This is a genomic window from Halomonas huangheensis (genome assembly GCF_001431725.1).
Lineage (GTDB): Bacteria > Pseudomonadota > Gammaproteobacteria > Pseudomonadales > Halomonadaceae > Halomonas > Halomonas huangheensis.
Genome location: NZ_CP013106.1, coordinates 3,065,520 through 3,076,795, shown reverse-complemented (window position 1 = coordinate 3,076,795; position 11,276 = coordinate 3,065,520). Strand labels below are relative to the sequence as shown.

Below are 11,276 nucleotides of genomic sequence, written 5' to 3'. Positions count from 1 at the left end.
AACCGCCGCTACACGATATGGAGGTCGTGTCGGCAGCGAGGCGGACGTCGCTATTGGTTCTAGCCTATTCGTCGTAAAGATATATGCAATAACGATTGGCTTCATTCAACTTTCGAGCGGCAACCTTTCCCAGGGTTCAATGTCGTATTTTGGAGACATTATTGTAAGGAAAGGTGATATCAGAAAGCGGTTGCGGACCTGGTGGCTACCATAGCCAGCTATCGGGACGTGTCGGGGGGAGGTTGCGATGGACCGCGTGCCAGCCGACGATACAGCGAATCACCAGCCAGATGGGCAATACCACGGCGGGGATCGCCAGGCCGATGATCGTGAAACTGAGAACCGCGGCAGCGATGCTGTAAGCGACACCAATCCAGAAGGTGCGAATGAGGAAGCGGTAGTGCTCAGCGAGAAAGGGCGCAGCATCACGGCGATAGATATACGCGGCGAGCAGCCCGATCAGGGTGGTGATGAACCCACTGACCAGACCCAGCATATAGAGCGCATAGAGCACCTGAGGAACACGGTTGTCGGCGGCGGGACTGGTACTCATCCGTGCAGGTTCCTTTTGCTGTACAGCCGGTGGCGGCGAAAATCCGGATCCTCGCGCTGTTCCTGAAGAGTCTTGGAGTAGCGTTTATATTCCCACTGATACTGTGCCGGTTCCAGGGCGATGGCGGCTTCGACGCTGGCATTCACGCCGCTGCATGAAGTGACTTCGTCGCTGGAATAGACGCGCTCATCGGCGGCGAGGAAGTGCAGTGCATAACCGCGTCCCGGCCGCCGTAGCGCCACACCTGTGACGACTCGGGCACTGGTACGCGCCACCAGCTTGGGCAACAAGGTCGCGGTATAGGCAGGGCGACCGAAGAAGGGGGCAAAGACGCCACTGCCCCAGTCCGGCTCTTGATCCGGCAGAATACCTACCGCTTCGCCGCGCTTGAGTGCCTTGAGCAGAGCCGCCACGCCGCGAGGGTTGGTCGGCACCAGACTGGCACCACAGCGCTCACGTCCTGCACGAATGATGGGGTCGAGCGGGGCAAGCTTGGGTGGCTCGTACATGGCCGTGAAGGGAAAGTGTCTGGACAGCCAGAAATTGAGCACTTCCCAGTTTCCGAAGTGCGGTGCGAGCACGATCGCACCCTGGCCGGACTGACGGGCGTCTTCCAGCAGTTCCTGACCATGAACTTCCACAATACTTGCTGCCACCTTGTCTTCATCACCCTGCCAGGCAAAGCCCAACTCGAGCATGGTTGCCGTGGAATGGCGCAAGCTGTCTCGCGCCAGGGCGGCGCGTTCCCGGGATGACAGGTCGGGGTAGACCACTTCCAGGTTGACGCGAGTGACGGCGCGCTCCCGCTTGAGCAGTGGGCTGATTGAGGCCACCAACAACTTGCTGAACAACCAGAGCCGGGCAGGCGATGCGTGGGACAGCAGCTGCCAGAGACGAGCGACCGCCCAGGCCTGGCAGCGCTGGAAGGGAGATATTGTCATGGTCAGATCAGCCAGCTTTCCAGGTTATCGGGAGAGCGGCGCTCCTGGAGTGCCTTGAAGCCCTTGATACAGCGAATGATCAGCCACACGACTACCGCCACCAGGAGTGGTGCGCCGATCACTACCAGCACCAGCACCGAGGAGATGAAGCCATACAGCAGCCCGATCCAGAAGGTACGAATCTGGTAGCGGTAGTGGTCATCCAACCAGGCGGGGCCCTTGCCGCGATAGATGTAGGCGATTACTACGCTGATGAGAGCGGTGAAGGCAGTGAATGGCTGTGCCAGCAGTAGGCCATAGCTCACCAGGGCCATGGTGGTATCAACAGGCGCTTCGTCGGGATCCGGTTCCCGAGGCTCTACCTGAGGTTCATGGGGTTTCAGTTCGTTACCGCTCATGACATTTCCCTATGGTGACGGACCTGTTTTGCCCGAGGTACGAGGACAACCGAGGTGTCGAGCAGCGTGCCTGCGGTGTTGGGCAGTGTGTTTGGCATGCTGGAATGCGCCCCGGGCAGTGAATGAGTAGCTTCAGGGGCGCCAATAATACCTCGACAGGATGAGGATTCCAGCCGCTGTGACTGTGCCGAAAAGAAATCAGCAGGTTTTCTGTGGCCGACTGATCTCGATCAGATTGCCATCCGGGTCACGCAGATAGAGAGATTCCAGCATGCCGACTGCTCCTTGCCGAGGTACTGGCCCCAGCTCGACATCGATCTCCAGGGCATCAAGGTGGCGGCGCACTTCCTCCAGCGGGAGCTGACTTCTGAAGCAGATGTCGAGGCTGCCGGGGGTAGGCGTTGCGGCGCGCGGTGTGATGTCTGTAGCCGTCCAATGCAGTCTCAGAGCCATATCGCCCAGAATGAGATCGACGCGCTCGCGATCGCGATAGCGCACATCGAGGCCCAGGACACGGGTATAGAAGTCCACGGCGCGAGAAATGTCGGTCACGGTAATGACCAGATGATCGAGGCCTGACAGCATGCCATTCTCCGTAACGGGTTTTCAGTCAAAGAGAATACGCCGATGTGGCGGTGGCTGTCTCGTTGGGTCTGCACCGGTGCTGACTTGATGTGGTGATGTTGTGGTGATGTTGTGGCGAGTTCCTGTGGGAGCCACCACGAGCCGCTGGTATCGTGTTGTGCACCAACGACGCATGATGGCTCTACAACATGATGACCCTTCGAGACACGACGCCGATCTGTCCACTATGTTCGAGCAGTGGTACGAGTCGGTTCTTTCACCATGACGGCAAACGTGAATTTTTCCGTTGCGATCGTTGTGATCTGGTGGCAGCAGCGCCGGAAATGCGTCTCGACCCGGCGGCAGAGAAGGCCATCTATGATCAGCACGAGAACCGTCCTGATGATCCCGGCTACCGAGCGTTCCTCGCACGCTTGATGGTGCCTCTGAGCAAGCATCTGACTCCCGGGGCGCGGGGGCTGGACTTCGGCTCTGGCCCAGGTCCCACCCTGTCACTGATGTTCGAGGAGGCCGGGTTTACGATGGACATTCATGACCCCTTCTTTCATCCCAATCCCGAAGCGTTGCTGCGGGAATACGATTTCATTACTGCCACCGAGGTTGCCGAGCACTTGTTTACCCCCGGCGAGACCCTTGGGCGACTGGTTTCTCAACTGAAACCCGGCGGTTGGCTAGGGCTGATGACCATGCGTGTGCCTGATGACTTCGCCAACTGGCACTATATTCGAGACCCCACGCATGTGGTGTTCTACAGTGATGCATGTCTGAGCTGGTTTGCCCGCCAGCATGGCCTGAGCCTGACGTTGTCGGGGCGTGAGGTCGCGCTTTTTCAGAAGTTGCTCTGAGTCGGATCCAGGGGCGTTCCGAGTTGGCTCGGAAGGGTGGATTCAGCACTGACATAAAGCGATTGACAGACCGCGGAACGCGCGTATATTGCCGCCAGAATATATCCGTGCCTTTCGATGGGCAGGTCATCCCCACCGCATCAGAGAGGCCCTGATGTCTCCTCAACTCCTGGCCATGGCCATCGGCCCCCTGCTGGGGCTGTTCATTCTCGGCATCGGTAATGGATACCTGACCAGTCTGGTATCCATCAGTCTCGACGCATTCGGTGAGTCCCAGGTGGTGGTGGGCTGGGTATCCTCGGCTTATTTCATTGGCCTCGCCATAGGTTCGATGTTCAACGACCGTTTGTTGCTGTCGATCGGCCATATTCGTGCCTACGGTAGCTTCGCGTCGCTGGTCGCAGTGACCGTACTGTTGCAGGGACTGATCCATGACCCCATTGCCTGGTTTGTGTTGCGCCTGATCGGAGGCTGGGCCACGGTGGGGGTGTATCTCGTCATCGAAAGCTGGTTGCTGGCATCTGGAGACTCCAGGGTACGCGGGCGATTGCTGGCCCTGTACATGATCGCCCTCTATGGTTCTGGCGTGCTTGGGCAATTGTTGTTGGGCGTTGTCCAGCACATGGGGCCAGCAGCACCTTTCATGGTTGTCGGTATTCTGGCCTCGTTGTCGGTACTGCCCATGGCCATGATTCCGCGTGTTACTCCTCTGCTCGAAAAGGCCGAACCGCTCTCGCCGTTTCGCCTGATTACGCTGACCCCTACCGGAGTCGTTGGCGCCCTGGGGTCAGGGATGCTGGCGGCTGCGGTCTATACCATGTTGCCGTTGTATCTACAGCGCAGTGGATATGATGTGGCTGGCGTCGGCCAGTTCATGGCGATCACCGTGCTTGGTGCCATGCTGTTGCAATATCCTGTTGGGCGCTGGTCGGACCGTCATGACCGTCAGTTTGTGTTGATATTGATCGGGGTCTTTACCGCGCTGGTGTCGACCATTGTGCTGCTGGTGCCGTTGCCTCCGTCAGGCGTGGCGGTTGCGTTGTTCCTGCTGGGGGGCTGCGTCTTTTCGTTGTATCCCGTGTCCGTTGGCCATTCTGCTGATCGCGCGCCAGCGGGGGCTTTGGTGCCTATGAGTCAGGGACTTCTGCTGACCAGCGCCATCGGTTCTGCCATCAGCCCTTCCGCGGTTAGTCCGCTGATGGCCTCGATGGGCGATGCCGCTCTATTTGGTGCCTTTGGGGGGCTGGGAGTCGCGCTGGCGGTATTCTTTATCTGGCGTCGTCTGATGCGTCCGGCGCCGATGCCGGTAGCGCCGTTCTCGCCCTCGACGACGCATACCGCAGTGGGGGCTGAACTTGCGGTGACCGACGAGTGGGTGCTGGGTGCTCGCGAGCACGAGCATATGGAAGACCTGTCTGATGTGCTGCCCGATGTCGAAGTGGCGGAGCCATTGGTCGGACCGCCGAGTGAGGAGAACCAGTACGTCGCCTATTATGATGACGATGGCTTCCACGGTGGTGTGCTGGAGACCATGCTCGATACGTCCGTAGACCCGGACATATCCACCGAGAGTGATGCAGTGGCGGAGAGTGAAGGCACGAACAGGCGTGACGGGGAGCAGACAACGGTTTCGGCAGAGGATGCTTCGCCAAGTGATGAGCCTCGCAAGGGTGACGATTCGAGTTCACCGCACCGCTGAGTCATGAACAGTCTGACCTTTCCCTTGCGCCCCTCCGTAGCCACGGTAGGGGCGCGCTGCGTTATGAGACCTGATCAAGGACTGCGACCTTGGGGGCATTGAGGTCAGAGGCCAGGGAAACTACTATCGCAAGTATTGTTTTCACAAAACGCTATTCAACAAGCGCCGTTTTCACAAGCGGCGCTTTTACGGGGAGTACCCATGCCATCCTATTCTGCTCCGGTTCGCGATATCGCCTTCAACCTTGATCACCTGCTTGAACACGGGGCGCTGTCGTTGCCACCGTTCAACGAGCTCAGTGCTGATCTGCTCGAGGCCGTATTGGATGAGGCAGCGAAGTTGGCCGGAGATATCTGGGCGCCGCTCAATGCCAGTGGCGACCGTCAGGGTTGCCAGCGCCGTGAGGATGGTAGCGTGGCGTTGCCTGATGGCTTTGCTGAGGCGTATCAGGCTTACGCAGAAGGGGGGTGGAACGGTATTGGCGTATCCGAGGAGCTGGGCGGGCAGGGCCTGCCTGAGGTGGTGGCCAGCGCGGTACAGGAAATGTTGCATGGCGCCAATATGGCGTTGGGTTTATGCCCGATGTTGACGGCAGGCGCTATCGAAGCACTGATCCATCATGGTAGCGAAGAGCAGAAGCAGCGTTACCTCCCCAGTCTGGTAGAAGGGCGCTGGACCGGCACCATGAACCTGACCGAGCCCCAGGCCGGTTCGGACCTTTCAAAGGTGCGGACTCGCGCGGTACCGGAAGGTGATCATTTCCGGTTATTCGGTCAGAAGATATTCATTACCTGGGGCGATCACTCCGCCGCTGAGAACATCATTCATCTGGTATTGGCGCGCACCCCGGATGCTCCCGATGGCAACAAGGGTATCTCGTTATTCCTGGTACCGAAGTTGCTGGTCAATGATGACGGTTCGCTGGGGCAGCGTAATGATGTGGTCTGCGCCTCCATCGAGCACAAGATGGGTATCCACGGTAGCCCGACCTGCACCCTGAGTTTCGGTGAGCAGGACGGTGCCATCGGCTATCTGGTCGGTGAAGCGGGACGTGGTCTCAATCATATGTTCACCATGATGAACGAGGCGCGCCACAAGGTTGGTATCCAGGCGATCGGCGTCGCAGAGCGCGCCTGCCAGCATGCTGCCAGTTACGCCGCTGATCGCAGTCAGGGTCGCACACCGCCAGCGCGTGGTGGTGATGCCTGCAGCATTGACCAGCATCTCGATGTCCGTCGCATGCTGCTGTCGATGCGCGCGCGTACCGATGCCTTGCGGGCGCTGGCAATGAACTGTGCGGCGGAACTGGATGTGGCACGTCATCACGAGGATGCCGAGCGGCGCGAGGCGGCTCAGGCGCGAGCCGATGTGTTGATTCCGGTGGTCAAGGGGTTCTCTACTGATCAAGCAATCGACATCACCTCACTGGGCGTCCAGGTTCACGGCGGCATGGGCTATATCGAAGAGACCGGTGCGGCGCAGCTATTGCGTGATGTGCGTATTGCAGCCATCTATGAGGGCACCAATGGCATCCAGGCGCTGGACCTGGCAGGCCGCAAGTTGCAGCGCGATAGCGGAACAGCCTTGACCAGACTCATTGAGGAGGTGCGTGGAGTCGCCGAGCAGCTCGCCGCTCACTCCGCTCTGGCAGGCCACGGCAAGGCTCTGGGAGCGGGCGTCGACGACCTTGAGGCCTGTGTGGCGCGCGTACTGGAAGAGGGCGCGGATACGGAGACGGGAGCCGATGCGGTACAGGCCTATGCAACGCCGTTGCTGGCGCTGACCGGTCATGTTCTCTGTGCCTGGCAGATGGGACTCAGTGCGCTGAAGGCATGGTCGGCACTCGAGGCCGGGGCAGACGACGATTATCTGCGCCACAAGCTCTTGCTGGCGGATTTCGCTATTCACCACTGGCTGCCGGTAGGAAGAGCTCAGCGACAGGTCATGGAAGCGGGTTTCGACTCTCTGTTGGCACTCGACACCTCTCGCCTGTAGCCGCCATCTTGATTGACTGTCTGCGACGGTGAACCACTCCTGACCAGCTATTCTTTCGGACAGAGCATGGGGCCCACGACAAGCACAACGACAAGGAGATACTGACGCCATGAGTCTTTCGGCCTTCGAACAGGGCATGCCGCGCACGCCCGCCAACCATGTGGCGCTGTCGCCACTTACCTTTATCGAGCGCAGCGCCAGTGTCTACCCCGACTTTCCTGCCGTAGTCCATGGCGATATCCGACGCGACTGGGCCACGACCTGGCGGCGCTGCCGTCAGCTCGCCTCGGCTCTGGAAAAACGCGGTTTGGGCAAGGGCGATACTGTTGCCGCAATGCTGCCCAACGTGCCGGCTATGTTCGAGGCTCACTTTGGTGTGCCGCTTGCAGGTTGCGTGCTCAATACGCTGAATATTCGTCTCGATGCGGCGGCCATCGCCTATATGCTTGAGCACGCTGAGGCGCGGGCGGTGCTTGTCGATCCTGAGTTCGTCGGGGTGATTCGCGACGCAGTGAGCGAGCTGGCGGAGCCGCCATTGATCATTGATGTGGCCGATGAGCAGTTCCTGCCCGATGGCGAGCGGCTGGGCGAGATCGAGTATGAGGCGCTGTTGGCCGAAGGCGATGCGAACTATCCCTATCAACTACCGGACGACGAGTGGGATGCGATTTCGCTGAATTACACCTCCGGAACCACGGGCAAGCCCAAGGGCGTGGTCTATCACCATCGCGGTGCCTACCTCAATGCGTTGAGCAATATCCTCGAATGGGATATGCCGCATCACCCGGTATACCTGTGGACGTTGCCGATGTTCCACTGCAATGGCTGGTGTTTCCCATGGAGTATTGCCGCCTGTACTGGCGTCAATATCTGTCTGCGCAAGGTCGAGCCGCAGCGTGTCATGCAGTTGATTGCCAGCGAGAAGGTCAGCCACTTCAGCGGCGCACCCATCGTTCTCAATGGGTTGGTCAATCTCGATCCTTCGCAACGTCAGGCGATCGATCATCCGGTCAAGGCAACCACTGCGGGAGCCGCACCTCCGGCTGCAGTGATCGCCGGAGTCGAGGAGCTGGGTATCGAAGTCACCCACGTCTATGGCCTGACAGAAGTCTATGGTCCGGTCACCGTCTGTGCCTGGCGTGAGGCATGGAATGAGCTGCCATTGGAGCAGCGAGCAAGAATCAAGGCGCGTCAGGGCGTGCGGGGACACCTGATGGAAGCGCTGTGCGTTGCCGATCCGGTGACGATGGAGCCTGTCGCTCGCGATGGAAAAACCATCGGTGAAGTGTTGATGCGTGGCAACAACACCATGAAGGGCTACCTGAAGAACGAGCAGGCGACCCGCGAGGCGTTGGAGGGAGGCTGGTACCACACCGGAGATCTCGCGGTCTGGCATGCGGATGGTTATATCGAGATCAAGGATCGCTCCAAGGACATCATCATTTCCGGTGGTGAGAATATCTCGACCATTGAAGTCGAGGATGCGCTCTACAGTCATCCTGCCGTCGAGGAGGCGGCGGTGGTTGCCCAGCCAGACGAGAAGTGGGGCGAAAGCCCATGTGCCTTCGTCAAACTCAAATCTGGTGCCGAGGTCAGTGAGGCCGACATCATCGCCCATTGCCGGGAGAAACTGGCAGGCTTCAAGGTTCCGCGGCGCGTGGTGTTCAGCGAACTGCCGAAGACCTCCACCGGCAAGATCCAGAAGTTCGTGCTGCGCGATCAGGCACGTTCGGGCTGATACGAACACAGGGGCCAGCGTTCATCACATCCGTGTCAGCGTGGTTATGCCATGAAGGAAGAGTGTCTGTTGGCCCTGGCCGGAAGTATGGCTTGTTGACCTACCAAGCGTTCGTTAGGGTTGGAGCATGGCGATGACATACCGGTTGTCGCAGAGACCTTTTGTCACGAGGAAATGAGATGAGCGAGTCACTGGTTGAAGTGCAGGATAACGGCGGCGTCGTTCGCCTGACCATCAATCGCCCCAATTCACTCAACGCGCTCAACAGCGCAGTGATCGAGGCCCTGGAGCAGGTCCTGGTCGAACTGGAAGGGCGCAGTGATCTGCGTGCGGTACTGATTACCGGCGCCGGTGAAAAGTCCTTTGTCGCCGGGGCTGATATTGCCGAGATGCGTGACAAGTCTGCGCAACAGGCGCGTGATTTCGCTGGACAGGCGCTGCGTACCATCAAGCGCCTGGAGTCGTTGCCGGTGCCGGTGGTGGCACTGGTCAATGGTTTCTGCCTTGGCGGTGGTTGTGAGTTGGCATTGGCTTGTGATTGGGCAGTCGCGAGTGACAACGCGGTATTCGGGCAACCCGAGGTGCTGCTTGGTGTGATTCCCGGCTTCGGTGGTACACAGCGTCTCCCGCGTCGAGTCGGTCCGGCCGTGGCACTGGATCTGTGCACGACAGGGCGCAAGATCGATGCCCAGGAAGCGCTACGTATTGGCCTGGTCAACCAGGTCATGAGCCAGCAGGCGCTGGAGGAGTATGCCCAGACCTTGACCAAACAGCTGACCGGTAACGGTCCCGGTGCCGTGCGTAGCGCCAAGCAGGCCATTCACGATGGAATGGATCAGGATCTGGACAGTGCTCTGGCACTGGAGACCAGCTTGTTTGCGCTGTGTTTTGCTGGAGAGGAGCAGAGTGAGGGCATGAGTGCCTTTGTCGAGAAGCGTAAGCCCGATTTTCGGTGAGCTACGAGCTACGAGCTACGAGCTACGAGCAGCTCGAGTTGTGAGCTGTAAGCTATAGGCTGTAAGTGAACCCCGCAACGGCGAGCTTTGGGCAGAGAGTGCTGCACCGCTCGATCTGCTTCACTTCGCCAGGAGGCTCCCATGTCGTCGTTGCGGCTGGCTCCTTGCCATGAGGCTGAACGCGCGCAATGTCTGGTGCGCGACAACATGGCCGCTGATTATCGTCGCCATGGGCTTGAGTGGGATGCAGAAGGCTTCCACAGTCGCTGGCAGCAATGGTGCTGGCGGTGGCTGGAAAGTGTCGAGCAGGAAAGCGTGGGCCAGCGCCTCGGGCTGATGGCATGGAATATCGACGCGCAAGTGCTCTATCTGCGTGAGCTGCATGTCTATTCTGACCGGCAAGGGCGCGGTGTCGGTCAGCAGGCGTTAGCGCTTGTAGAGCTGGAAGCTCTGCGTCTTGGGTGTCGCTATATTCGTCTGCGGGTATTGTCGGGTAGTCGTGCCGAAGCGTTGTACCTGCGACATGGCTACCAGCAGCTGCGCCGTGACCCCACGCCCGGAGGCTGGGTGTTAGGCATGCAGAAGGCGCTGGACGGCCTGGAGCTTACGGCCTGAAGCTCGTAGCTCGCCATCTGATCACTTCGTAGAGCACTGCTTCGACTGATCGCGCCGCCATTGCGGCAGCATACCGGTGGCTACGGCGGTACCGCCTAGTGTGATCGCCATGCCGAGCAGGATACGTAGGGTCAGCACCTCGTCGAGTAGCAGATATCCCCACAGCAGGGCGCTGACCGGCACCAGAAAGGTCACGGTGGAGGCCGCCGTGGCTCCGGCGCTGGCCAACAGGCTGAAGAACAGCAGGAAGGCAACCGTGGTGGAGAACACCGCCATGGCCAGAGCACTGCCCCAGGCCGCACCACTGATCGGCGCATCCGGCCACATCATCAATCCCGGTATCAACAACATCAGTCCCGACATACTGCAACTGCCCGCGGCCAGCACCCGCACAGGCAGGTGGCTCAGCCGTGTCTTGGAGTAGTTGCCGGCAATGCCGTAACAGAAGGTGGCGCCAAGGGTGGCGAGGATAAACCAGCCGTCGCCACCGATTTCGAAGTTGAGTCGGTTTCCGGACAGCACATAGATACCGAGGAAGGCCACCGCGAGACCAATGTACTGCCGTTTCTGGATCGGAGTGGCGAACCACAGGGCACCGATCAGCGCGGTAAAGATTGGTGTGGTGGCGTTGATCAGAGAAGTGAAACCGGCTTCCAGTTGCAGGGTGGCGAGAGCGAGCAGCGTGAAGGGAATCACATGGTTGATGAAACCCAGCAACGCCAGTTTGCCGAGATTTTCCCGCACCAGGCGGAGATAGCGAAGCGACATCAGCAGTGGCAACAGCAGCAGAGCGCCGACTCCCATGCGAATCATGACCAGCGGTATCGCTCCGAACTCCGGTGATGCTACGCGCATGAAAATGAACGACATGCCCCAGAGTGTCGACAACAGCAGGAGTTTGAGGGTATCCGTGGTCGACATGGCGGCTATCCATAGTGGTTCAGTGACGAG

At 59.5% G+C, this 11,276-nt stretch carries 11 protein-coding genes; 6 read left to right on the top strand and 5 right to left on the bottom strand.

Annotation, left to right across the window (positions count from 1 at the left end):
- Nucleotides 1-205 precede the first annotated feature (205 nt).
- From AR456_RS13460 to AR456_RS13445, 4 genes are all read right to left on the bottom strand, one after another.
- Entirely contained in the window at nucleotides 206-553 is a 348-nt protein-coding gene (locus AR456_RS13460) for a DUF4870 family protein (protein ID WP_021818854.1), read from the bottom strand.
- Complete coding sequence (locus tag AR456_RS13455; RefSeq protein WP_021818855.1) at nucleotides 550-1,494, bottom strand: lysophospholipid acyltransferase family protein; 945 nt, start codon at nucleotides 1,492-1,494, stop codon at nucleotides 550-552. The genes AR456_RS13460 and AR456_RS13455 overlap by 4 nt, the downstream gene beginning before the upstream one ends.
- Before the next feature lie 2 nt (nucleotides 1,495-1,496).
- Entirely contained in the window at nucleotides 1,497-1,892 is a 396-nt protein-coding gene (locus AR456_RS13450; protein WP_021818856.1) for a DUF4870 family protein, read from the bottom strand.
- Between the two features lie 198 nt (nucleotides 1,893-2,090).
- On the bottom strand, nucleotides 2,091-2,477 hold the full coding sequence (locus AR456_RS13445; RefSeq protein ID WP_021818857.1) for a VOC family protein: 387 nt from the start codon (nucleotides 2,475-2,477) through the stop codon (nucleotides 2,091-2,093).
- 188 nt (nucleotides 2,478-2,665) lie between these two features.
- Here AR456_RS13445 and AR456_RS13440 point away from each other — a divergent pair, with 188 nt between their 5' ends.
- The 6 genes from AR456_RS13440 to AR456_RS13415 all read left to right on the top strand — a co-directional run bounded on the left by AR456_RS13440 (nucleotide 2,666) and on the right by AR456_RS13415 (nucleotide 10,325).
- Nucleotides 2,666-3,322 (top strand): class I SAM-dependent methyltransferase, encoded by a 657-nt coding sequence (locus AR456_RS13440; RefSeq protein ID WP_236995507.1) that lies wholly within the window; start codon nucleotides 2,666-2,668, stop codon nucleotides 3,320-3,322.
- 154 nt (nucleotides 3,323-3,476) lie between these two features.
- Complete coding sequence (locus tag AR456_RS13435) at nucleotides 3,477-5,021, top strand: MFS transporter (protein WP_021818859.1); 1,545 nt, start codon at nucleotides 3,477-3,479, stop codon at nucleotides 5,019-5,021.
- Nucleotides 5,022-5,222: 201 nt separating this feature from the next.
- Nucleotides 5,223-7,016, top strand: coding sequence for an acyl-CoA dehydrogenase (locus AR456_RS13430; protein WP_021818860.1), 1,794 nt, complete (start codon nucleotides 5,223-5,225; stop codon nucleotides 7,014-7,016).
- A 109-nt stretch (nucleotides 7,017-7,125) separates the two neighbouring features.
- Nucleotides 7,126-8,754 (top strand): acyl-CoA synthetase, encoded by a 1,629-nt coding sequence (locus tag AR456_RS13425; RefSeq protein WP_021818861.1) that lies wholly within the window; start codon nucleotides 7,126-7,128, stop codon nucleotides 8,752-8,754.
- 179 nt (nucleotides 8,755-8,933) lie between these two features.
- Nucleotides 8,934-9,710: an enoyl-CoA hydratase-related protein gene (locus AR456_RS13420; RefSeq protein ID WP_021818862.1), complete on the top strand. Its 777-nt coding sequence runs from the start codon at nucleotides 8,934-8,936 to the stop codon at nucleotides 9,708-9,710.
- A 141-nt stretch (nucleotides 9,711-9,851) separates the two neighbouring features.
- Entirely contained in the window at nucleotides 9,852-10,325 is a 474-nt protein-coding gene (locus AR456_RS13415) for a GNAT family N-acetyltransferase (RefSeq protein WP_021818863.1), read from the top strand.
- Between the two features lie 21 nt (nucleotides 10,326-10,346).
- On the opposite strand, the gene AR456_RS13410 is transcribed toward AR456_RS13415, so the two are convergent.
- Nucleotides 10,347-11,246, bottom strand: a complete 900-nt coding sequence (locus AR456_RS13410) for a DMT family transporter (RefSeq protein ID WP_021818864.1) — start codon at nucleotides 11,244-11,246, stop codon at nucleotides 10,347-10,349.
- Between the last annotated feature and the right edge of the window lie 30 nt (nucleotides 11,247-11,276).